This window comes from Bacteroides sp. RTP31139st1_H2_RTP31139_211217 (assembly GCF_040227615.1).
GTDB classification, from domain to species: domain Bacteria; phylum Bacteroidota; class Bacteroidia; order Bacteroidales; family Bacteroidaceae; genus Bacteroides; species Bacteroides uniformis.
Genome location: NZ_JBCNZM010000033.1, coordinates 14,966 through 39,361, shown reverse-complemented (window position 1 = coordinate 39,361; position 24,396 = coordinate 14,966). Strand labels below are relative to the sequence as shown.

At 47.4% G+C, this 24,396-nt stretch carries 18 protein-coding genes; 14 read left to right on the top strand and 4 right to left on the bottom strand.

What is annotated here, in order from left to right; all coding sequences use genetic code 11:
• Window positions 1-55 precede the first annotated feature (55 nt).
• From ABUA47_RS07760 to ABUA47_RS07745, 4 genes are all read left to right on the top strand, one after another.
• Window positions 56-2,260, top strand: coding sequence for a peptidase domain-containing ABC transporter (locus ABUA47_RS07760; RefSeq protein WP_008665562.1), 2,205 nt, complete (start codon window positions 56-58; stop codon window positions 2,258-2,260).
• A 3-nt stretch (window positions 2,261-2,263) separates the two neighbouring features.
• Window positions 2,264-3,574: an HlyD family secretion protein gene (locus ABUA47_RS07755; RefSeq protein ID WP_008665559.1), complete on the top strand. Its 1,311-nt coding sequence runs from the start codon at window positions 2,264-2,266 to the stop codon at window positions 3,572-3,574.
• Window positions 3,575-3,672: 98 nt separating this feature from the next.
• On the top strand, window positions 3,673-4,521 hold the full coding sequence (locus tag ABUA47_RS07750) for a formylglycine-generating enzyme family protein (RefSeq protein WP_035450030.1): 849 nt from the start codon (window positions 3,673-3,675) through the stop codon (window positions 4,519-4,521).
• Window positions 4,522-4,588: 67 nt separating this feature from the next.
• The gene (locus ABUA47_RS07745) at window positions 4,589-5,785 is read left to right on the top strand and encodes a 6-bladed beta-propeller (protein WP_230589359.1); all 1,197 of its coding nucleotides are present in this window, start codon (window positions 4,589-4,591) and stop codon (window positions 5,783-5,785) included.
• A 4-nt stretch (window positions 5,786-5,789) separates the two neighbouring features.
• On the opposite strand, the gene ABUA47_RS07740 is transcribed toward ABUA47_RS07745, so the two are convergent.
• The 4 genes from ABUA47_RS07740 to ABUA47_RS07725 all read right to left on the bottom strand — a co-directional run bounded on the left by ABUA47_RS07740 (window position 5,790) and on the right by ABUA47_RS07725 (window position 10,127).
• Window positions 5,790-6,812, bottom strand: coding sequence for an AI-2E family transporter (locus ABUA47_RS07740; protein ID WP_005823830.1), 1,023 nt, complete (start codon window positions 6,810-6,812; stop codon window positions 5,790-5,792).
• A 76-nt stretch (window positions 6,813-6,888) separates the two neighbouring features.
• Window positions 6,889-7,503 (bottom strand): L-threonylcarbamoyladenylate synthase, encoded by a 615-nt coding sequence (locus ABUA47_RS07735; protein WP_005823828.1) that lies wholly within the window; start codon window positions 7,501-7,503, stop codon window positions 6,889-6,891.
• Between the two features lie 68 nt (window positions 7,504-7,571).
• The gene (locus tag ABUA47_RS07730) at window positions 7,572-9,314 is read right to left on the bottom strand and encodes an ATP-dependent RecD-like DNA helicase (protein ID WP_009037121.1); all 1,743 of its coding nucleotides are present in this window, start codon (window positions 9,312-9,314) and stop codon (window positions 7,572-7,574) included.
• Window positions 9,315-9,326: 12 nt separating this feature from the next.
• A complete protein-coding gene (locus ABUA47_RS07725) occupies window positions 9,327-10,127 on the bottom strand; it encodes a Cof-type HAD-IIB family hydrolase (protein WP_016272569.1) in 801 nt (266 codons plus the stop codon).
• An 87-nt stretch (window positions 10,128-10,214) separates the two neighbouring features.
• Between ABUA47_RS07725 and ABUA47_RS07720 the strand changes: the two genes are divergently transcribed.
• The 10 genes from ABUA47_RS07720 (at window position 10,215) to ABUA47_RS07675 (ending at window position 24,394) form a co-directional block, all read left to right on the top strand.
• On the top strand, window positions 10,215-11,108 hold the full coding sequence (locus ABUA47_RS07720) for a prenyltransferase (RefSeq protein WP_035450026.1): 894 nt from the start codon (window positions 10,215-10,217) through the stop codon (window positions 11,106-11,108).
• A complete protein-coding gene (locus ABUA47_RS07715) occupies window positions 11,105-11,719 on the top strand; it encodes a CPBP family intramembrane glutamic endopeptidase (RefSeq protein ID WP_009037118.1) in 615 nt (204 codons plus the stop codon). The genes ABUA47_RS07720 and ABUA47_RS07715 overlap by 4 nt, the downstream gene beginning before the upstream one ends.
• 85 nt (window positions 11,720-11,804) lie before the next feature.
• Complete coding sequence (locus ABUA47_RS07710) at window positions 11,805-12,974, top strand: MalY/PatB family protein (RefSeq protein ID WP_005835307.1); 1,170 nt, start codon at window positions 11,805-11,807, stop codon at window positions 12,972-12,974.
• A 25-nt stretch (window positions 12,975-12,999) separates the two neighbouring features.
• Entirely contained in the window at window positions 13,000-14,634 is a 1,635-nt protein-coding gene (locus ABUA47_RS07705) for a helix-turn-helix transcriptional regulator (protein WP_035450024.1), read from the top strand.
• Between the two features lie 172 nt (window positions 14,635-14,806).
• Window positions 14,807-17,212 (top strand): outer membrane beta-barrel family protein, encoded by a 2,406-nt coding sequence (locus ABUA47_RS07700; RefSeq protein WP_035450021.1) that lies wholly within the window; start codon window positions 14,807-14,809, stop codon window positions 17,210-17,212.
• An 88-nt stretch (window positions 17,213-17,300) separates the two neighbouring features.
• Window positions 17,301-19,895 (top strand): xylan 1,4-beta-xylosidase, encoded by a 2,595-nt coding sequence (xyl3A, locus tag ABUA47_RS07695; protein WP_035450071.1) that lies wholly within the window; start codon window positions 17,301-17,303, stop codon window positions 19,893-19,895.
• 198 nt (window positions 19,896-20,093) lie between these two features.
• A complete protein-coding gene (locus ABUA47_RS07690; RefSeq protein ID WP_009037114.1) occupies window positions 20,094-21,050 on the top strand; it encodes an SPFH domain-containing protein in 957 nt (318 codons plus the stop codon).
• A 12-nt stretch (window positions 21,051-21,062) separates the two neighbouring features.
• Window positions 21,063-22,421: an alpha/beta fold hydrolase gene (locus ABUA47_RS07685; protein WP_035450019.1), complete on the top strand. Its 1,359-nt coding sequence runs from the start codon at window positions 21,063-21,065 to the stop codon at window positions 22,419-22,421.
• A 66-nt stretch (window positions 22,422-22,487) separates the two neighbouring features.
• A complete protein-coding gene (locus tag ABUA47_RS07680; protein ID WP_005823802.1) occupies window positions 22,488-22,694 on the top strand; it encodes a hypothetical protein in 207 nt (68 codons plus the stop codon).
• 317 nt (window positions 22,695-23,011) lie between these two features.
• Window positions 23,012-24,394 carry a hypothetical protein gene (locus ABUA47_RS07675; protein ID WP_005823799.1) on the top strand — a complete coding sequence of 461 codons (1,383 nt, stop codon included), beginning with the start codon at window positions 23,012-23,014 and terminating at the stop codon, window positions 24,392-24,394.
• The last annotated feature ends 2 nt before the right edge of the window (window positions 24,395-24,396 follow it).

The following is a 24,396-nucleotide window of genomic DNA, read 5'->3' as shown; positions in this document are numbered from 1 at the left end:
AGAACGACTATGATTTTTTAGTGGACACTAATGATGTAATATACCAATTGAATAAGTGGACGTATTCCCATATTATCGTCAGCTTGATGCCATGGATTGTGGTCCTACTTGCCTACGTATGATAGCTAAGTTTTATGGTAAGAGCTATTCTTTGCAGACTTTGCGTGCCCGTTCTTTTATTTCTCGCAATGGTGTTTCCATGTTAGGCATCAGCGATGCCGCTGAGTCTATTGGTTTCAGAACGTCCGGAGTTCGTGTCTCTTTTGAACAATTGGCGGAAGATGTTCCTCTGCCTTGCATTTTGCATTGGAATCAGAGTCATTTTGTGGTTTGCTATGATGTTAAGAAAAAGAAAGGGCAATACTCGTTTAGAATAGCAGACCCTGCAACTCAGTTGGTTACGTATAATGAACTGGAATTGAAGCGATGCTGGTTAGCTACCAAATCGGACGGAGAAGAGAAGGGGACTGCACTTGCACTGGAACCCACTCCTGACTTTTATAATGGTGAGGGAGAACCGGAACTGAAAGAAAGAGGGTTGCGTTTTTTCTTCCGTTATCTGACTCCCTATAGGAAAGAGTTGTTTCAGCTGATATTGGGCATGTTGGTGGTGAGCTTACTTCAGCTTATCCTACCTTTTCTTACGCAAGCCTTGGTGGATGTGGGTATCAGTGACGGAAATTTGAGCTTTATTACCTTAGTGCTGGTTGCGCAGATTATAATCTCGGTATCACAACTATCGGTAGAGTTTATCCGTAGCTGGATATTGTTGCATGTGAATACGCGTATATCCATCTCCCTTATTTCGGACTTTTTGGCAAAGTTGATGAAGTTGCCGCTTCATTTTTTTGATACGAAGATGGTGGGAGACATTATACAGCGCATTGGTGACCATGACCGTATAAAGAATTTTCTGACAGGTTCTTCTATTAGTACGCTCTTTTCCTTTGTCAGTTTTTTCATCTTTGCTATTGTACTTGCTTACTACAATTTGGTGGTATTGGGAATCTTTCTTTTAGGTAACAGCTTGTATATTGCCTGGATACTTGCTTTTATGAAATATCGCCGTGAATTGGATATCCGTCGGTTTGCACAAGCAGCCGGAGAGCAGAGTAACCTTGTGCAGATGGTGACCGCTATGCAGGAAATAAAGTTGAATAACTGCGAGACACAGAAGCGCTGGCAGTGGGAGCGTATTCAGGTGAAACTGTTTAAAATCAGCGTAAAAGGGTTGGCTTTGGGGCAAGTACAACAAGTAGGTTCTGTATTTTTCAATCAGACCACGAATATTATAATCTCGTTTATTGCGGCAAAGGCGGTGGTGGAAGGGGAGATGACACTGGGTATGATGATGTCTCTGACTTATATCATCGGTCAGCTCAGTGCGCCGGTCTCTTCTTTTATAGGATTTGCGCAGCAGTTTCAGGACGCCAAGATAAGTCTGGAACGGCTGAATGAGGTACATGGGAAACCGGATGAGGAGCAGGATATTGCTTCCAAATTGTCTGTTTTGCCTGAGAAGCGGGAGCTGAGAATGGAAAATGTGTGCTTCAGTTACGATGGAGCGGATAGAGACTATGTGCTGGATAATGTCTCTTTGGTGATTCCCGAACATAAAGTGACAGCTATTGTAGGTGCGAGCGGGAGTGGAAAGACTACTCTGGTGAAACTGATGCTTGGTTTCTATTCGCCCAATAAGGGGGCTGTGAAGGTGGGTGATGCTTCGTTGGAGAACATAAATCCTCATTTGTGGCGTGCCAAGACGGGAGCCGTGATGCAAGATGGTTTTATCTTTTCGGAAACCATTGCGCAGAATATTGTTGTGGGAGAGGAGCAGGTTGATGTGGAGCGGCTACGTCACGCCGTGACGGTGGCCAATATCCGTGATTTTATAGATTCTCTTCCATTGGGATATAACACCAAAATCGGTATGGAGGGGAATGGTATCAGCCAAGGGCAGAAACAACGTTTGCTGATAGCACGTGCTGTGTATAAAAATCCGGAATTTCTTTTCTTCGACGAAGCCACCAATGCCTTGGATGCAAATAATGAAAAAGAGATTATGGAACATCTGCATGAATTCTATAAAGGAAAAACCGTGGTGGTAGTGGCGCATAGGCTCAGCACGGTGAAGGATGCCGATAAGATTGTGGTACTGGATAAGGGATGCATTGTGGAGGAAGGTACCCATCGGGAACTGACGGAGCGGAAAGGACTATATTACCGGCTGGTTAAGAACCAGTTGGAATTGGGTAGTTAATGAATGGAGGAAGAAAAGAAATATAAAGATATAGAACTCCGCAGTGAAGAAGTGCAGGAGGTGATGAACCATATCTCTCCCTGGGTAGTAAGGTGTGGAATCACTGTCTTGGCGTTGATTTTGCTGATGATACTGGTTGGTTGTTGGATATTCAGGTATCCGGACACCTTGGCGGCAGAGGTGACTCTGGCTACGGAAGAGCCTCCCGCCTTTGTGCTGTCACATGCTACGGGGAAGCTGGATACACTTTATGTGAAGAATGGGAGTCTGGTGAGTACGGATGCGGATTTAGGAGTGATTGGCAATGCTGCGTCTTCTGAAGATGTGCGTTTTCTTAAGGAGAGGATGAAAGCCTGGGAAGCGCAAGATTATGACTGGCGGGAAGGGGTGGAGTTTTTTGCCGGCAGGCGCTGGCAGTTGGGGGAACTGCAATCGGCTTTTGCAGCTTTCATTACTTCACTTACAGAATATGCACGTTTTATGGAGTTGGACTATTACGCTCGGAAACTTCGTTTTCAGGAAAAACAACTGGGTGGACAACGCTCCTATCTTCGGTTGGCAGAGCGGGAATATGAGTTGATTGATAAGGATATAAAGCTTGCCGAGAGTATGTATATCCGTGATTCTATTTTATATGTGCGCAAGGCGATGATTGCTGCGGAATTTGAGGAGTCTGGAAGCAGATATTTGCAAAGTTTGCGTTCTAAAGAAGAGGTACGTATGAGTTTGCTTCAGGCAGAAATGCAGTTGGTGCAACATGAGGAGAATATGTTGGATATACGTAAGCAAGCATACGATGAGGAACAGAGTCGTCGGACTGATTTAAAGAATGCCATAGGGCAGTTAGCCGCGCAATTGAGTGCATGGGAGCACTCTTATTTATTGAAAAGTCCGGTCAGGGGGAAGGTTACTTTTATGACGGTTTGGAGTCGTAACCAGAATGTGAAAGCCGGTGAGACGGTTTTCACGATTCAGCCATCCGACAGTTCAAGGGTGTTAGGTAAGGCTCTACTTCCTTTGCAGGGTTCGGGTAAGGTACATGTGGGACAGCGGGTGCATATACGTCTGAATAATTATCCCGACCAGGAGTTTGGCTATGTAAAAGGGCAGGTTGCAAGTATCTCTCCTGCTCCAACGGAAGAGGGAATGTATATAGTAGAAATAACTTTGCCTGACGGCATGCAGACCAACTACGGCAAACAGCTGCCTGTTTCGCGTGAGTTGAAAGGTACGGCAGACATTATCCTTGCTGACAAGAATGTATTGGAAAGGTTGTTGGCTCCGTTGAGGAAAGTGGTGGAATATGAAAAATAGTTCTATGTAAATTTCGTAATTCATTTGTTTTTAGTATGTTTGTGCTATTCGTATATATAGTATGAAATACTAAGGAAGAGAATGTTCTTAATGAAAGTATGAAAAGAAGAGTTAAAGCATTGACTGTTGTTTTGGCAATATGTCTTATAACTGTTTTTATTCGATGTCAGTCGAATGAAACTCCTATTCAGCAACTTGTAGTTGTTGTGAATGGGGATTCTATTGAGATGGTTTTTGTGAAAGGAGGTACATTTATGATGGGATGTACAGATGAGCAGGGATGTGACTGTGAGGATAACGAGAAACCAGCACGTAAGGAGTCGGTATCTGATTTTTACATAGGAAAATATGAAGTTACTCAAAGGCTGTGGAGGGCGGTTATGGATACTGATTCCATTTTGCCGTTTAATGGGGGATGCGGAGATTGCCCGATGGAAAATGTAAGCTGGAAAAATGCGCAGGAGTTTATCGGTAGATTAAATGCTATGACCGGTAAAACATTTCGTCTTCCGACTGAGGCCGAATGGGAATACGCAGCGCGTGGTGGACACAAAAGTAAGCACTATAAATACAGTGGCAGCAATCAGGTAAGTGAGGTGGCTTGGTATGTTGGGAATTCCTCTGGCGGACAATATGGAGAAGCTGGAACTACCCGTCCGGTAGGTCTGAAAAAAAGCAATGAATTGGGATTGTATGATATGAGTGGCAATGTTTGGGAGTGGTGCGGTGATTTGTACACTAAAGAATACAAGCAAGGTGGTAAGTCTATCCATCCGGGATGGCCTTTTGAGGGTACTTATCTTTTTTTCCGCCGAATATTGCGAGGTGGAAGTTGGGGAGGAACAGCAGAGGGGTGTCGGGTGTCGTACATTGATTACGACATTGAGAATTATAGTGACGAGTATGGAGGTTTTCGCCTTGTGATGGAGCCGGAATCGATTAAATAATGTAATTAATGATGATAAGTGATATTTTACTACTTTCAGAGTAATGAATAGAAATGGTATGAGATATATGTGGAAATTCTTTTTATTATTGATGTTGGTTGTAACTTCGTGTTCCGAAAAGCAGATTGATGGCAATGTAATTAATGTTGCGGAAGCAATGAGTAGATTGTCAGAAGGACAATCTGTACAAAATTTGTTTTCCAGCATAAGTTATATTCCTTTGGAGACTAATGAGCAGGCTATTATAGGAAAATATTCGGAGTGCATAATTATGGATAGTGCGATATTGGTATCTTCTGTCCATCAGAATCTGAAACTTTTTGACCGTACTAACGGGAAGTATATTCGGGATATTGGACACGTAGGTACTGATCCGGAAGGATATGCAAAGGATTCATGGGGGAAAGTGAGCTTTTGGGCTGATGCGGTTCGGAGAACCGTTTATCTATTGGGATGGAATAATGATTTCCTACTATATGGATTTGATGGGAAATATAAGGATAGAATTCGATTGCAAGATACAGTCAATTGTATTCTGTCCCAAAATTACTATTTGATGGATGCGGACAGAATTTGGGGACATAATAAAATGAAACTCTCTCCGGAGACGCCATCAGTCTTTTATATGGATAGAAATACGATGTCATTGACCGGTATTGCTACATGGAATTCAGCCCTGCTTCCCATGGATGAGGTTTTGTCGGTTTCAAATTTGTTGGGGGGCAATGTTGCTTATGGAGGTGACTTGGCAATGGCAGAATTTGTTGGTGACCGGAAATATTATACGGCAATCAATAGCCCTTCGTTATGGAAATCTAAGGATGCCATCCGAGTGAAACAAGCTTTTAATGATACTATCTATACTATTTCAGAGCAGGGACTTACTCCATATCTGGTTTTTGAACTGGGTGAGTGGCACTGGAATGAGCAGCAGCAATTGGATGTAGAAGGATGTGATAAAAAAATAGCCATAGACTATATTCTGGAGAATGCAGAGTACATCTATTTCCATTTTCATACAAGCTTATATTTAGAAGAAAGTCAGTCATATTGTGGATTTTACCATAAGGAAAAGAAAACTGTTGTTTGCCAAAAGGGTGATAGCTTATTTGATAAAATGAATAATCAGCATATCCAAATCAGGGGAGTCACTTCGGATGGACATTTTTTTGCTTTGTTACAACCGGATGAACTCAGTGATGATAATCAACGGAGAATGGGAGTAGAAGAGGAAGGTAACCCTATTATGGTCATGCTTTATTAAGTACTTATTCCGTCGTCTTCCCCCTTGCATCCAAATACCCTCTTTTAAACATATCCACGAACAGAAAGAATAGTGACAAGAGCAGTGGCCCGAAGATGACACCCATGAATCCGAAAAGGGACAAGCCGATTACAACTCCGAAGACAGTGATAAGCGGATGAATGTCTGCCATTTTCTTCTGGATGATGAAGCGTATCAGGTTGTCGAGCTGTGAAATGACTGCACCGCCATAGATGGCCAGGCCGATAGCTTGAACCCAGTTGCCTATCAATGCCATGTAGACAGCTATCGGAAACCATACCAGCGCTGTTCCTACCATTGGGATGATGCTGGCGAAGCAGGTCAGGAAACCGGCGAACAAGATGTTGGGAGCACCGAAAATCCAGTAGCCTATCATGGCTACTCCTCCTTGTATGACGGCGAGTAAGGGGATGCCGATGGCATTGGAGCGGACAATCATGTTGATTTCGTGGATGACGTTTTGTGTATTGTCATCGTTGAACGGCAGTAGGTCGTTGACGTACTGTTCCATCTTTTTGCCCCCTATCAGCATGAAGTAGAGTACAAAGACCAGTACGAAGATGTTGACGGCAAAACTGCTGATACCTCCCATGATGGCTTGCCCGATGCGGGGAAGAATTGAAATGACGTATGCCACCGTGTCTTTCCCCAAGATATAGTAGCCGGTTTTGGCTTTAATGATGTTGGCCGCTTCTTCGAAAGGAGCTATAATGGCTTGCGGGTCCAGATTGATGTTTTGAAGATTGACCACAGCCAGCCATACCACCAGCCCAAGTGGAACCAAAAAGCAGAGAATTGCCTCTGCCGTAATGAGGGTGGCAGCTATGCTGCGCTTCATTTTCCGCTTGTCGGAAAGGTACATCATCTGCTTTCTCACCAGGATATAGATAGTCAAGGCTCCCAGCAGACCGCCCATGAATGGGGCTATTTGTCTGAAAAGAATGATTCCCAGCCCGATAATGATGGCTATCAATGAATATTTCCAGTATTGTTCTTTTGTGCTCATAAAGTTCCTGTATTTCTTAGTAAAGAAACATAAAAGAAGTTGAAAAGGTTTGGAAATTGTGGCCGGAATTCAATATTTATCCTTCGTCCAGCCAGCCTAACCCCTGGCGTATGATTTCCGGCTCCCCATTGGTGCAATCCACTACGGTAGAGCCTTCCGTACCGCCGATACCGCCGTCTATTACCAAATCGACAATATCACCGAATTTCTCGTCAATCAGTTCCGGGTCTGTGCAGTATTCAATGTCCTCATTGTCATCATGCGGCAATGTAGTTGTCATGATGGGAGCATCCAGCAGGCGGGCTATTTCCTGAATGATGGAATTGTCCGGCATACGGATGCCGACCTCCTTACGGTTACGGAATATCTTGGGCAGGCGGGTGGTGCCGTTCAGAATGAAGGTGAAAGCTCCGGGCAGATTACGCTTCATCAACTTGAAGGTGCTGTTGTCCACTTTGGCATATTCGCTGACCTTGCTCAAGTCGTAGCAGATGATGGAAAGATTGTTCTTCTTGGGGTCGATATTTTTAAGACGGCAGATGCGCTCGATGGCGCGCTCCTTCAGTCCGTGGCAGCCGATGGCATACATGGTGTCGGTAGGGTAGATAAGGATACCTCCGTCATTCAGTAGGTCGACCACCTGCTGCAGGTCGGCGGGATTGTTATTTTTTTCATAAAGTTTCAGAAGCATGGCAGAAATGGATTTGAGTTTTATATTACATGCAAAAATAGATAATAATCGGCTTATAAACAAGCGATTCACCTTTTTAGCATCTCTTTCTCCAGTTTCTTTATCTTCTTCCAGGCCTCTTTGAATTTGGGACAGAGGGTGACGGCTTTCTCATAGTTTTTCATGGCTGCCTCCTTCATGTCATGCTTCAGGCATTCGTCACCCATAAGGATGTATTCGCGGGCATACTTTACAAGGGCTTTCTCTTTCTCCAATGCTGCTTGTTTCAGTGCACGGTTTTCCTCTTTCAGACGGTTGATGATGTTCAGCTTCCGGCGGATGAGGCGCTGCACGTTGGGCTTCTCGATGTCGTAGCGGGAATGGATGGCTTTGAAAAACTCATCCAGGAAAGTGCCGAAATCCCCTTTGTCGAAGGCTTTGGCGGCGGCAACGTATTGAACGTCTGCCTGTGCTTGCTTCAAGGCACGGTCGATGGCGGTGCGGTTGTTGAAGCGTTCGGAGAAACTGACAATCTCCGGACGCACGAATACATCGGCACGGCTGATGGGCTTTTTCAGCTGGATGCCTTCCAGCGAGGTGCAGCGGCTGAGGGCTACGTATGCCTGCCCACCGGCAAACACGCCGCCGGTAAAGTCGATGACTACCCGGCTGAAGGTCAGCCCTTGGCTCTTGTGGACGGTGATGGCCCATGCCAGGCGCACGGGATATTGTGTAAAGGTACCCAGCTCTTCCTCTTCAATCTGTTTCTTTTCTTCGTTGTATTTGTAGCGGATGTTTCGCCACGACTCTCGTTTGACGTCACATTCCTTGCCGTCGTCGGTGATGACGTAGAGGGTCTCTTCAATAGGGTCGAAGCCGCTGATGACGCCGATGGTGCCGTTCACCCAGCGGCGGTCGAAGTCATTCTTGATGAAGATGATTTGTGCGCCCGGTTTCAGTACCAGTTCCTGCGAGGTGGGGAGGCTGCTTTCGGGAAAGTCTCCCATGATTTCGCCGTAGAAGGTGACCGGGTCACCGGGAAGTTCCGCCAGTTTCTTGTCGTTGATGTAGTCCACATTATCACGGCGGGTGGCGAGGGTGATGTACATGTCGGCTTCCGATTGCTCTATTTGGGTGCCATAGCGGGTGTTGAGCAGCTGAAGTTCGGTAGAGCCGACGGTATTGTTGCGGATGTGATCCAGCACATGGATGAACTTGCTGTCCGTTTGCCGGTATACTTTCTGCAGTTCGATGGAGACAAGGTCTATCTGGCCGAATACCCTGGCAGAGAAGAAATAAGGGGTAGGGTAGAATCGGTTCAGTATCTCCCGTTCATCTCCCTTGACGACGGGTTCCAGCTGGAACACATCGCCCACCAATAGTATCTGTTTGCCGCCGAAGGGTTCGCGCAGGTTGCGGGAATAGACGCGCAGGATGCGGTCTACGGCGTCGATGATGTCGGCGCGTACCATGGAAATCTCGTCGATGATGACCAGTTCCAGTTCTTCCAGCAGTTTGCGGTGGGGTTTGGTGTATTTGAAAAATTCGTGGATGCGTCCCCGTTGCAGACTGAAGTTCGGGTCGTCGGGCAGCAGGGGGTAGAAGGGCAGTTTGAAGAAGCTGTGCAGGGTACTGCCTCCGGCATTGATGGCGGCTATGCCGGTAGGGGCAAGCACTACATGCTTTTTCTTCGTATTCGCGCAGATATATTTCAGGAAGGTCGATTTGCCCGTACCTGCCTTGCCCGTCAGGAATACGGACTGACGGGTATACTGGATGAGGTTCAAGGCATCTTGAAACTCTTTGTTTTGTGTATCGGGAACGAAGCTCAAAAGATTTCAGATTTATGATGGATTCCCGACTATGCCGAAATATTTCAGGGCGTTGGCGATGCCGTCTTCATCAACAGAAGTGGTTGTGTAGTTACTGGCAGCTTTTACGTCGTCATTGGCATTGCCCATGGCTACACCGATACCGGCATGGCGCAACATGCTGATGTCATTTCCTCCGTCGCCGAAGGCCATGGTCTCTTCCAGCTTGATGCCGAAGTGGCGGATAATCTGGTCGATACCGTTCTGCTTGGTGTTTCCTTTGGCTGTCACGTCAACGAAGGCAGGATGCCAGCGGCCCATCTCGCAGTGGGGGACGGCGGGCAGGATGATTGCTTCTTCCTCGGCGTTGATAAAAGGAGTCAGCTGGAAGAAGGCTTTGTCGGCATGGCTGTCGGTATAGGGCTTTGCTTCGATGGGGTCCACTTTGAGTTGGCGGTGGAAGATTTCCTCCACTACTTCGCCGGGCTGGTTCACGCAGATGTCGTGCTCTCCCACCAGGATGCAGGGGATGTTGCGTTCGTGGCAGAAAGCTGTCAAGGCATCCACTTCCGCTGTCGGTATGGGGCTTTTGTAGATAACGGTGTCTTCTACAAAGCAATAGGCGCCGTTCATCGTGATGTAGCCGTCTATCAGATTCCGTTCCTGCAAGGCTGACAAGTTGTTGATGATGACGCGCGGACGTCCGGTAGAAATGAAGATATGTATGCCTTTGGCCTTGGCGGCAGTCAACGCTTCAATAGTGGAAACGGGAATTTCGTGGGTCTTGAAGCTGACCAAGGTTCCGTCGATGTCAAAAAACAGAGCTTTTATCATAAGGGGTTCTTTTATCTTGTGCGCGAAATTACTTAAAAAAGCGAAGATATTTCGTACTTTTGCGCACAAATAAATGATAAATAACAAATGAAGAAACATTCTTTGAAAGATTGGATGATAGCGGTGCGTCCGTGGTCATTCCCCGCCTCTTCGATGCCGGTGGTGGTGACGTTGGCATATCTGTATTGGATGCGGCAGGACATAAACTGGGTGAACGGCATCTGGGCATTGCTGAACATCGTCGTGTTTCACGCTGCCGGGAATACCTGGAGTGATTATTTTGACTACAAACATAAGGTCGATGCAAGGGATACCTTTGGCGCCAAGACCTTGACCGACGGGATGTTTGCTCCGCGCGAGATATATGGCTTGTCGATGGCATTGCTGGCAGTTGCCCTTGTTGCGGGTGTCGGCCTGCTGTGGCGTACGGGGTTGCCGTTGCTGTACATCGGTATAGGCGGCGCGGCTTGCTCGTTGCTTTATCCGCCGCTCAAGTATCGTGCGTTGGGCGATGTCGTCATCTTTTTGGCGTATGCCTTGCTGCCGACGTTGGGTACCTGCTATGTGGCTACGGGAGTAGTTGACTGGAATGTCTTGTGGATAGCTCTGCCGGTGGGACTGATTACGGTGGCCATTCTGCATGCCAATAATACACGGGATATGCGTACCGATGCCCGTGCAGAGATTCAGACACTGGCCATGAAGCTGGGAGGAAAGGCGTCGATGTACGTTTATTGTGCCGAAGTCCTTTTTCCTTTTGGCTGGATAGCCGGCTTGATAGCTGCGGGAACTCTTCCTTTATGGACCCTGCTGGTGATGCCGGCACTGGTTCCTGCCATAGGCAATGTACGGGTGGTGTCCCGTTTTCCCGGAAAGGGAGAAAGTGCCATAGCCGGTCTGGATGAGATGACTGCAAAACTCCAGTTGTTGTTCAGTCTGCTGTTCACGTTGTCGTTCGTTGTAGCCGGTCTGCTGTCATGAAGAAGCTGATTTTTACCATTCTGCTGGCTGCCGTGCTGTGGACGGTCATGTTTTCGCCTTGGACGGCTCCTTTCGTGAATTTCTGGTGGATGATGACCGGTTCTGCGCTCACACTGTCCGTGTTTGCCACCTTGTTCAATCCCGGCTGGTGGCGGGAGGTGAAGTGGAGCTTGCCGAATGTCTTGCTGGGACTTGGCATTGCTGTTGCTTTGTGGGGCGTTTTCTGGTTGGGAGACAAGGTGTCATCTTGGATGTTCGATTTTGCCCGTCCGCAGGTGGACTCCATTTATGGGATGAAAGAGGGAGAGTCTCCTTGGCTGCTGGCAGCATTGCTGCTGTTGCTGATAGGGCCGGCGGAAGAGATTTTCTGGCGCGGCTATGTGCAACGCACGCTTTCCAAACGCTGGAATCCGAATGCGGGTTTTGTGGTGGCTACTTTGATTTATGCACTGGTGCATGCCGGTTCCTGCAACTTCATGCTGGTCATGGCGGCTTTGGTGGTGGGGGCGGCATGGGGGGCGCTTTACCGTTTCTTTCCGAACCGCTTTGCCGCTATTATCTTGTCTCATGCAGTGTGGGATGTGGCGGTATTTATATTTTTCCCGATATGATTATTGTTTACAAAAATAAGGTGGCGGTAATGGGTCGTATAAAAACAAGACAAATTGATGCGTTGAATTATAAAAAAGCAAGCATATGACTTACAATTTTGATGAAGTAATAGAGCGCCGTGGTACCGACTCCGTGAAATGGGACGGTGTGAAGAGTGTATGGGGACGCGATGACCTCCTCCCCATGTGGGTGGCGGATATGGATTTCCGCACGCCCCCGTTTGTGATGGAAGCCTTGCGGAAGCGTCTTGAACATGAAGTGCTGGGCTATACGTCTGCGTGTGAGGAATGGTATACTTCCATTTGTAGCTGGCTCAGTCGTCGCCACGGTTGGGACGTCACTCGCGAGATGCTGACTTTTGTACCCGGCATTGTCCGCGGTCAAGCCTTCGCATTGCAATGCTTCACCAATCCCGGCGACCGGGTAATGGTGATGACTCCCGTTTATCATCCCTTCTTCCTGGTGACGCAACGCATGAAGCGCGAAGTGGTTTACTCTCCGCTCGACCTGAAAGACGGACAGTATCAGATTGACTTTGAGCGTTTCCGTAAGGATATACAAGGATGCAAAGTATTGATTCTCTGCAATCCCCATAACCCGGGCGGGCGTGTATGGACGGTGGACGAATTACGCCGGATTGCTGATATTTGTACGGAAAGCCATACGTTTGTCATCTCCGATGAAATTCATGCCGACTTGACTCTGCCACCTTACAAACACCATCCTTTTGCTACTGTTTCGGGGGCTGCCGCGCAGAATTCCCTCACCTTCATGGCACCCAGCAAAACATTCAATATGCCGGGATTGGGAAGTTCGTACGCCATTATCCTCAATGAGGACATCCGCCACCGTTTTCAGGAGTTCATGGAAGCGGGCGAGTTCAGCGAAGGGCACATGTTGGCCTATATCGGTGCGGCTGCTGCCTATATGCATGGTGAGGAATGGTTGGAACAGCTGCTGGACTATATAAAGGGCAATATCGATTTCACGGAGAACTACCTGCGCGAGCATATTCCGGGCATCGGCATGATACGTCCGCAGGCTTCTTACCTGATTTATCTGGACTGCCGGGGATTGGGGCTGACTCAGGAGGAACTGGTGAGATTATTTGTGGACAAGGCACACCTGGCACTGAATGACGGCACCATGTTCGGTGAACCGGGCAAGGGATTTATGCGGCTGAATATCGGCTGCCCGCGTTCGGTGTTGGAGCAGGCGCTGAAGCAACTGGAAACTGCGGTTGCAGACAAATGATAGAAAAAACTATATCTCCTATATTATGAATAGATTACCTTTCCTTGGACTATTGTTTGCGTTGCTGTGCCTTGTTACCTGCCGGCAGATGAATGAGGCACATCTGTTACATCTGGCAGAAAAGCAGGTGAATATGAATGTGGACAGCGTGTATGCCTTGCTGGTACAGATAGAGAGGCCATCGCAACTTTCGGATGAGGAGAGGCTGTTGTATGGATGGCTGAATGCTTATGTGCACTATAAACGGCACAACTCGATGGCGGAAGATTCCTTGATATTGCCTGCTTCCGATTATTACGTCTTCCGCAACGACACGGCGAAGAATCTGTTTTCCTATCAGTTGAAAGCCTGGTACTGGTATTGGCTGAAAGAGCACGAACGGTGTATAGCTGCCATTGACAGCGGCGTAGCTTTGGCCAAGGCGCTGCAGGACACGGGAAGAATGGCTGATATGCTGATTGATAAGGCATACTGGTATGTGTATGTCTGGAAAGATTATGAGAAAGCGATAGAAACTTTCCGTACCGCCATAGCTTTGGACGCAAGAGCCGGAAGCTTCTTCTCTATGGGAATTGCCATGGGGCTGAACAAGAATGATTCTGCATCCTATTACATGGAGCGCAGCATAGAACTGGCAGTGGAGGCAGGAGATACCAGTAAGATAGTGCATTATTTGCGTAACTATGCCCAGATGCAGGCTTACTCTTTTGATGAACCTTCCGGTGCAATAGCTACTATTCGTCGTATGGAGCAGTATGTCATCGACCCGGTGCAGTTGCGTATGGGAGATCTGGTGAAAGTGGAAGTGTTCTTGAAAGAAGGGCTGCTTGATTCGGCGGAATACTATTTGAATAAGGAGAGGAAACGTGGCGAGGGCCGGAACCGGTTTCTGACGGAAGAGAATATGGTGGCGGTATATAGGGCATTGATAGATTATACACGTCACCGTACGTTTGATGTGCTGGACGTGGCGCGCTATAATGATTCTGTAGCCAATGCTCTTACTGCGTTGCAGAGTACTGTCCGGCGTAAGGACGAGTCGAAGGAGACGCTTTCGCAAGCCAACTTGATTCTGACGGTGGAACGGAAGCAGGCACAGTTGAATTTGTTGCTGGCACTGTTGGTACTGGTGCTTGCAGGTGGCGGTGTGTCCCTTTATGTCCGTAACCGGCGTAACCGGTTGATTGAAGCGGAAGAACGGGCGGAAACACTGACCCGGCTGTTGGAAGATGCGACCAAGAACCAGTCGAAGGAGGAAGACGGACAGTTTTTCCGGAAAATACTGTTGCAGCAATTAGGCATGATACGGCTGGTGGCTAAACAACCTACCTCGCAGAATCAGGAGCTGCTTCGCCGCATTTCGGGTATTACCAGCCATGAACTGCCGGTAGAGAGTTTGCTGGTATGGGAGGACTTGTACCCTATCATAGACCGGATGTATGATAACTTCTACACAAAGATGGACAGCCGTTTTGGAGATGTGCTCATTGACAAAGAAAAGCAGCTTTGCTGCCTGCTCTGTGCGGACTTCTCGACGAAGGAGATTAGTGTGGTGACACAACAAAGCATTCCTACCATTTACCAGCGAAAGACGAATATCCGCAAGAAACTGGGGATGGGGGAGAAGGAAGGCATTGTAGAGTTTATAGGCAGCATATAGACCGGAAAAGGCATAATATAGACTTTTGTAAAATTAAAGTGTTGATATGTAGTGATTTGTAGTCTTGGGGTATAGACTTTTTATTCCCCGATATAGACCGTTTGAGGCATGTTTTACCCCTATCTTTGTTTCAGCGAAATACAAAGAGTAAAACATTGAAATCAAACGCATAATGAAAGAAAATCTACTGAACAACGTTAGAAAAAGAGTGATGGTATGGATGGCCTTGGCAAGTATGGCCACTTTCCTTTCCGCCCAGACTTACCGGCTTTCCGGTTGTGTGCAGGACGAGAACCGCCAACCGGTAGAGGTGGCGAATGTGCTGCTGAAGCAGGCAAAAGACAGTACCTATATTACCGGTATGCTGACCGACACACAAGGTTGTTTTTCCTTTGACCAGCCACTGGGAGAATACTTGTTGCATATTACCCTTATCGGCAGCGAAGACCTCTACGTTCCCGTTGTGCTGCAAAGAAACAAAAACGTTGGCGAATTGACATTGAAATCTTCTTCCGCCTTGCTGGACGAAGTGACCGTTACGGCCGCGCGTCCCGTTATCAAGCGTCTGGTGGATAGGGTAGTGTTCGATGCACATAATACCATAGCCTCTGCCGGAGGCAGTGCACTCGACCTTCTGCGTGAAGTGCCCGGTCTGCAGGTTGGACAAAACAGTATTGGTATTATAGGTAAAGGGGGTATCAAGGTTTATATCAACGACCGTGAGACGAAGCTGTCGGGAGATGAACTGATAGATTACCTCCGTTCCTATGACGCCTCCCAGATACTGAAGGTGGAGGTGATTACCACGCCTCCGTCCAAATACGATGCCGCCGGAAATGCAGGCATCATCAATATCCGCTTGAAGTCACGCCCCAAAGATTACGTGGGCGGTACGGCTTCCGCTTCCTACAGCACCGGTGAAAAGGACAATTACGGATATGGAGGGATAAACTTGAACCTCAGCAAGGGGCGCGTGTCATCCTTCCTCAACGGAGGTACTACGCAGGGCAACTATGAGACGCGTGAGAAGAATTACCGCTATTTTCCGCAGAACACCTGGAACAGCCGTGCCGACTACACCAATTACATGAATAGCTTCTACCTTCAAGGAGGTGTGGACGTATCGTTGGAACGGGACTGGACTGTAGGTATGCAGGCCATCTATAATCACAGTGCTCCCAAACCGGGCAACGCCCTTTCATGGACGGAAGTTTACGATGCCTCTACCGCCGTATTGGATTCTTTGCTGTACTCCAACAGTGACAAGGATACCGGTTCCGACCGCCTCAATCTGAATTTTCATACCGATAAGGTCTGGGATGACAAAGGCAAGAAAATGACTTGGGATGTGGATTACCTGCGTGACAACCGGGACGAAAATATGGGCTTTCTCTCGAAAACTCTCCTGCCTGACGGTACGGAGATTCCGGGCACAAACTTCGATTACAACTATCTGCAACATCGCAAGGTAGATGTAGTCTCCTCCGCTCTTGATTTCATCCTTCCTTTTGAAAAGTACAAGATAACGGCAGGTGCCAAGGTCTCCTTTACCAACACTCGCAACGGTATCAATTACGATACATCGGACCCTACGCTGGTGCAGGATGATTATTTCCGTTACAAGGAGCAAATCTATGCCTTATATGCTGATTATAGCCGTGAATTTTCCGAACGTTTTTCCATGCAGTTGGGCTTGCGTATGGAGCACACCCGCACTACCGGTATTTCCGAAGCGAAGGATACGGAGGACAAGCACGACTATACGCGCTTGTTCCCTACTGTCTATCTGCTTTATTCGCCTACAGACGGGCATGCGCTGAACTTCAGTTTCTCCAACCGCATCTCCCGTCCGTCACAGAATATGGTCAATCCTTTTCCGTTCTATCAGAACAAGTACACTTACGCTTGCGGTCGTGAAGACTTGAAACCCAGTTATACTTACAATGCCGAACTGGGATATACGTTGAAGAATAACTTCAATGTTTCTGCCTATTATTCTTATTCGGACGATGTCTTCTTCCAGGTTGTGGACTTGGATGCTGAAACGAATGTGACCTCTTTCCTTTGGGAGAATTTCATGCAGACGCATGCTTTCGGGCTTAACAATTCATACACTTTCCGTACCAAATGGCTACAAACTTACGCCCAGCATGGAGTGAGCTATCGCCGGACCACCTCCAGCGCTGCCACCACCTCTCCCGAGGAGAAAGGGTGGGCTTATAACGCCAGCCTGCGCAACACTTTCTTCTTCAATGAAAAGAAGACTCTTCTGGCCACGTTGTCCGGTTCCTATTCTTCCCGTCAGTATCAGGGCATCTATCTGATGAGCCCCACTTACAGCGTCAGTGCAGGTATGCTTTATCGGTTGTTGAACAATAAGCTCAGCCTCAGCCTGAATGTCAACAATTTGTTTGTCAGCCATTCCAAATTGGAAACCATGTCCAACGGGTTGAAGATAATTGCCGACAATCAGTTTGCCTTTGCCAGTTTCCGTATCGGTGTATCCTATACTTTCGGTGGTGATATACGTAGTAAGGGTCAGCGGAACAGTAACGAGGATATTCAGAGGAGGCTATAATAAGAAGTTTATTGCGTGTTGGCAATTGGAAGAAAATATTTATCTTTGTGATACAAGCGATTGTAACAACGATTAATATAAAACCATGATGAAACAGAAACTTCTTTACCTTTTGCCACTCTTCCTATTGTCGGGATGTGGACAGGCTACTTACAAGAATGCATCTCTGCCGGCAGAAGAGCGTGCCGGACTTTTGCTGAAGGAACTGACGATCGAAGAGAAGGTGTCCTTGATGATGGACAGCTCCAAACCAGTGGAACGCCTGGGCATCAAGCCCTATAACTGGTGGAATGAAGCGTTGCATGGAGTGGCGCGTGCCGGGCTGGCCACAGTGTTTCCCCAACCGATTGGTATGGCGGCATCCTTCTCGCCGGAGACTGTATACGAGGTATTTACTGCTGTTTCTGATGAGGCCCGTGCCAAGAATGCCTACTATACATCCCAGGAAAGCCATGAACGCTATCAAGGATTGACGATGTGGACGCCTACAGTGAATATCTATCGCGACCCCCGCTGGGGAAGGGGTATAGAGACTTATGGGGAAGACCCTTATCTGACCAGCCGTATGGGTGTGATGGTTGTAAAAGGTTTGCAGGGTACGAACGATGGAAAATATGACAAGCTGCATGCTTGTGCCAAGCACTTTGCCGTACACTCCGGTCCGGAATGGAACCGCCATGAGTTTAATGCGGAAAATATCAAGCCCCGTGATTTGTATGAAACTTATCTTCCTCCTTTCGAGGCTTTGGTGAAAGAAGGAAAAGTGAAGGAGGTGATGTGTGCCTACAACCGTTTTGAGGGCGATCCTTGCTGCGGTAGCGACCGCCTACTGATGCAGATTTTGCGCGATGAGTGGGGATTTGACGGTATTGTCCTTTCGGACTGTGGAGCTATTGCCGATTTTTACAGAGACTATGGTCATAAGACGCATCCTGATGCAGAGTCCGCTTCGGCGGCTGCGGTGCTGAGTGGAACTGACTTGGAGTGCGGTTCGAGTTACGAGGCCCTGGTAGAAGCGGTGAAGCAGGGAAAGATTGATGAAAAAGCAGTGGATGTAGCAGTCAAGCGTCTTTTGACGGCTCGCTTTGCCTTGGGTGAAATGGACGAGCCGGAGAAGGTGTCCTGGACCGGCATTCCTTTTTCTGTGGTGGCTTCTGCCGGACACGACTCTCTGGCGCTCGACATGGCTCGCAAGTCAATGACACTGCTTATGAACAAGGATAATACCTTGCCGTTGAAGCGTGGAGGGCTGACTGTAGCCGTGATGGGTCCGAACGCCAATGATTCTGTGATGCAGTGGGGAAATTATAACGGTATGCCTCCGCACACAGTCACCATTCTGGACGGAATTAGAAAAGCCTTGGGGACTGATGACCGGCTTATTTATGAACAAGGCTGCGGATGGGTGGAGAGAGCTCAGATACAGAGCGTCTTCAACCGTTGCAAGACTGCCGACGGGAAACCCGGATTTACTGCACGCTACTGGAATAACGTGACTCGTGACGGTGAGCCAGTCACTACTGCCCAAGTGACCACTCCTTTCCATTTCTGTACATCCGGTGCCACGGTTTTTGCTCCGGGTGTGAACCTTACCGACTTCTCGGCTACCTACAACAGCGTATTCACTCCCGACCAGTCGGGAGAGGTGGTCTTTGACATCTATGCTTATGGCTCAGGGAGATTGCGGATAAATGGGGAGGAAGTGAGAGGATTCTCCAATCAGCACGGTGGGCAGAAGAGTGCTTATACTTTGCAGGTACAAGCAGGAAAAACGTATGACGTTGAATTGGATTTTGAATATTTCCGTAGCGATGCACAGTTGAACTTTGACCTTGGATTTAAGAATGAAGTGGATGTGAGGAAATCTGTGGAGCGTGTAAAGGATGCTGATGTCGTGGTCTTTGTGGGAGGAGTCTCTCCGAACCTCGAAGGCGAGGAGATGGGTGTTGAGCTTCCCGGATTCAGAGGAGGCGACCGTACTGATATTGAGTTGCCTGCTGTCCAGCGGGAACTGATTGCCGCTTTGCACCATGCCGGTAAAAAGGTGGTGTTGGTGAACTGTTCAGGTTCTCCTATCGGCTTGGAGCCGGAAACCGGGAGGTGTGGAGCTATCCTGCAGGCATGGTATCCCGGTCAGGCAGGCGGTACGGCTGTAGCTGAAGTCTTGTTCGGTGATTACAATCCGGCAGGACGCTTGCCGGTAACCTTCTACCGTAATGTGTCACAGCTTCCTGATTTTGAGGATTATAATATGACCGGTCGGACTTACCGTTACATGACCCAGGAACCGCTTTTCCCCTTCGGTCATGGATTGAGCTATACCTCTTTCTGTTATGGCGCTGTGGTGCTTGGTTCGGATAATATAAAGTCCGGTGAGAAATTGAGATTGAATGTCCCCGTAACCAATACCGGCAAATGTGACGGTGAAGAGGTTGTGCAGGTCTATTTGAAGAAAAACGATGATGTCGAAGGACCGAGCAAGGCATTGCGTGCTTTCAAACGGGTACATATCCCGGCAGGAAAGACGGTCGATGTAGAGTTTGATTTGGGCGATAAAGAGTTGGTGTGGTGGAATCCGCAAAGCAATACCATGTGCGTTTCCGAAGGCAGTTATGAACTTATGGTGGGCGGTAGCTCGCAGACTGCTGGTTTGCTGCGCCGGTCTTTTGTCATTCAGCCTTGATACATTGCTGACAAAGTCGAAAAAGAAAATTCCGCTTGAAGGTAAGTTATGACCCTCAAGCGGAATTTTTGTGTACTGGGGATACATGTTCTTAATAATCCTTAATACAATATGTTAACTTCCTTGCTTCTCTGTTCTTATCTAATTTTAATTGATATATTTGTAATATCATTATGATATCAATTAAATCTATAGAATATGGAAACAAAAGAGTGTGGTTTCAGTGGTTTCAAGATGAATGGCTTTTTGGCCTTGTTCCTTCATTTGGTAGTGCTTACGGCAGTGATAATCTTTGGGTTTATCATTTCTGTGCCTACCTTGATCCTTTCGGTGTGTCTGTGTCTGGTATGGTTTATTATGTTTGCCGGCTATATGGAGCTGGAGCCGAACGAGGCGCGTGCTATGGTGTTCTTTGGTAAATATAAAGGGACGTTCAAGGAGACCGGCTTTTTCTGGGTAAACCCTTTCCTTAATAAGAAGAAGCTTTCGCTTCGTGCACGCAACCTGGATGTGGAGCCGATAAAGGTGAACGATAAGATTGGTAATCCTATTCTTATAGGACTGGTATTGGTGTGGAAGCTGAAGGACACCTATAAAGCCATGTTTGAGATTGATTCACAAACAATGGCTGCATCCGCTCCGACAGCGGGTAATGCGAACCAGGTCAGTCTTGGCAATGCGGTGGCCAACCGTATGAATGCGTTCGAAAATTTCGTCATGATACAGAGTGATGCCGCTCTTCGCCAGGTTGCCGGTCAGTATGCCTATGATGATAATGAGGCTGATACGGAAGAGTTGACACTTCGTTCGGGCGGTGAGGAAATCAATGAACAGCTGGAGCAGAAATTGAATGAACGCCTGGCCATGGCAGGTATGGAAGTGGTGGAAGCGCGTATCAACTATCTGGCATATGCGCCCGAAATTGCCGCTGTGATGCTGCGTCGCCAGCAAGCATCTGCCATTATTACGGCACGCGAGAAGATTGTGGAAGGGGCAGTCTCTATGGTAAAAATGGCGCTCCATAAACTTTCTGAAGAAGAAATTGTTGAACTGGACGAAGACAAGAAAGCAGCAATGGTCAGCAATCTGTTGGTAGTGCTTTGTGCGGACGAGGCTGCCCAACCGGTAGTCAATACGGGAACGTTGAACCATTGATAAAGGATACGGATGAAAGAGATGGGAGGCATAGGACGGTGGGCTCTTATACTGCTCTTGCTGGGCAATGTATATGGGGGCTTTGCACAAGATGCGAATACTGCGCGCGCGCAGCACATTTATGAATTGTTTGTGGCAGGGCAAGGTGACAGCATCCATGCGGCATTGAACCGGGAGCTGCAGGAGAAACTGGCTCCGGCACTCTTCAATGATTCTTTCCGGCAAGCAGAGAAAATGTTTGGTAAATCCATATCAAAAGGAGAATGGAAGACCGATTCTGCCCAGGGAATTACTATCTATTATTCCGATGTGGAATTTGAACGTTATAATCTCCGCTTTCTAGTGGCTTTTGATGCTGACGGGGCACTGAATACAATCCGGCTAGTCCCTGCACCTGCTGTTAGCACTGCCCAACCGGTAGCCTATGATAAGACAAAAATGGATGAAAGGGATATTACGCTGGGAGCCGACGGCTACAAGCTTCCCGGAACGTTGACTTTGCCCAAGAGGGCAGTCGGTTCGGATGTATGCAGGGTTCCTTGTGTTATTCTGGTACATGGTTCCGGTCCTCACGACCGTGACGAGACGATAGGTCCCAACAAGCCTTTCCGTGACCTGGCCTGGGGATTGGCGGAACGCGGCATTGCCGTCGTCCGCTATGAAAAACGGACAAAAGCATATGGTGCGGCTTGCGTTCCTGCCGGTCGCGAACTCGATTATGATACTGAGGCCGTGGACGATGCCGTTGCCATAGTGGAGCAGGTAAGGGCTTTGCCCGAGCTGGCTCCTGACAGTGTGTATGTGTTGGGGCACAGCCTGGGAGGTACATTGGCTCCCCGTATTGCCGGGCGTTCGAAAGGTTTGGCAGGTATCATTATCCTTGCCGGACTGGCAAGACCGCTTGAAGATGCTCTTGAGGAACAGTTTTATTATACCTCTTCTTTGACGGATTCTTCAGTCAATGTAAAGGCTCAACTTGATGAACTGAAACAACAGTTGGTGAATGTCAAAAAGCTTGGTACCGAAGAGTTCGATGAGGCAATTCCCTTACCATTGGGGCAGCCCCGCTCATATTGGCTGTTTGCCAACGCTTACAAACCGGTGGAGGTTGCCGCTAAACTAAAGCTGCCCATATTTGTTCTTCAAGGGGAGAGAGATTATCAAGTGACTATGGAAGACTTCGGTTTATGGCGTTCCGGTCTGTTGCGTTGTAAGAATGCGTACTTCAAATCTTATCCGAAATTGAATCACTTGTTGCAGGAAGGCAGCGGCAAGGCGACTCCGTTTGAGTATAGCCATGCTTCGCCCGTCCCGGCATATGTTATGGATGACATTGCCTCCTTCGTGCGGGGCAAGCAGAATACTCTTTGATTGGTACTTGGTTATATCAAAGTAACTTCAATCATAAATCGTAAATTGTTAAATAGTAAATAAATAGTGGCTAAAAAAGAAACTTCAACCAAAAGCTTTGTCCTCCGTGTGGATGCTGCAACGATGGATGCCATTGAAAAATGGGCAGCCGACGAGTTCCGTAGTACCAATGGACAGCTTCAGTGGATTATCGCTGAAGCATTGCGGAAGAGTGGGCGGATGAAGAAGTCCAAGAATCCTCCTCCGTCTGAAGAGAAAGCAAAGGAGGATTAGTAATAACAGATTCTAAATCGTAGATAATATGATTAATCTTGGTCCTTATTCCGGCAAGAAATGCCCTAATGTCCGTTTCCAACCCACTGTGCTTGACCGTATTCTGGAAGGTACGGCCCTGCTTATCGTGCTCGTTACGTGGATTAGCATTTTAATAGTTCTTTTACCATTTATCCTCCTTTTTCATCTTTATTTGTTGTTATAAATCTGCCATTACCTACTAATGGTTACTCTTTCTCTTCTTTTCGCAATTTTTAGGTATTGTTCTCCTTTTTAACTACCTCTACCTTTGCTCCCAACAAAATTTAAGATAAAAGATGAGAAAATTAACTGGCTTATTCGTTTTATGTTTTTTGCTTTCTGCCAATGCTTTGCAGGCTGCTGAACCTGAAAAAGTTACTTCTGCAGCAGAGAGTACGGAGATTTCAACAGACAAAGAGAAAAAGGAAAAAGTAGCGAATGATGGCGACAACTACAAGAAATTCCGTTTCGGTGGATACGGAGAAATGGTTGCAAGTTTTAAGGATTATGGTATTAACCGTTTCTATGGTGCGCCTGAAGGCAATCCAGACAAACATAGGAATACAATTTCTATACCCCGTTTCGTGTTGGCTCTGGATTACAAGTTCAATTCCAAATGGATACTCGGTGCTGAAATCGAGTTTGAATCCGGTGGTACGGGTACTGCTTATGAACTTGAGAATACGGAAAACGGTGAGTATGAAACGGAGGTGGAAAAGGGTGGCGAAGTGGCTATCGAGCAATTCCACATTACCCGTTTAATTGTTCCACAATTCAACATACGTGCCGGTCACATCATTGTCCCGGTAGGATTGACCAACGCCCATCATGAACCAATCAATTTCTTTGGAACTTATCGGCCGGAAGGAGAGACAACCATCCTTCCTTCTACGTGGCATGAAAACGGACTCGAGTTTTTTGGTTCTTTTGGAAAAGGATATGCCAGCTTTGATTATCAGGCCATGATAGTGGCCGGTCTGAATGCCAATGGCTTTGACCGTAACACCTGGATAGCAAGTGGCAAACAAGGCATCTTTGAAGAAGACAACTTTACTTCACCGGGCTATGTGGCTCGTCTGGACTATAAGGGGGTTCCGGGGTTGCGTATAGGTGCTTCGTTCTATTACTGCGCTGATGCCGGTTCCAATTCTGACAAAGCGGATACTTATTCGTCTACCGGTAAGATTCCGGTAAGAATTTATACGGCAGATGCCCAATACCGTAATAAATATGTGGTTGCCCGTGCCAATATGGTATACGGAAATTTGGGTAATTCAGCGAAGCTTAGTGAGGCAAATACCAAATTGTCGAATAAATCTCCTTACAGCCGTATAACCCCCATTGCAAAGAATGTAGTCAGTTATGCAGCCGAGGCCGGTTTGAATATCAGCGCTTTCTTCAAAGGAAACAGGAAAGTTCCGGTTATCTACCCCTTTGCACGTTATGAATATTATAATCCGCAAGAAAAGGGAGAGGCCAGCCAGATAATGGAGAAACGTTGTCAGGTAAGCATGTGGACTGCTGGATTGAATTGGTATGCCTTGCCTAATCTGGTGGTAAAGGCTGACTACACTACCCGCCAAATCGGAACAAACAAGGTTTTTGGAACTGGCAAGTATAATAGTGAAAATGAGTTTTCGATTGGTATTGCCTATATCGGTTGGTTTGTCAAGAAGTAGAT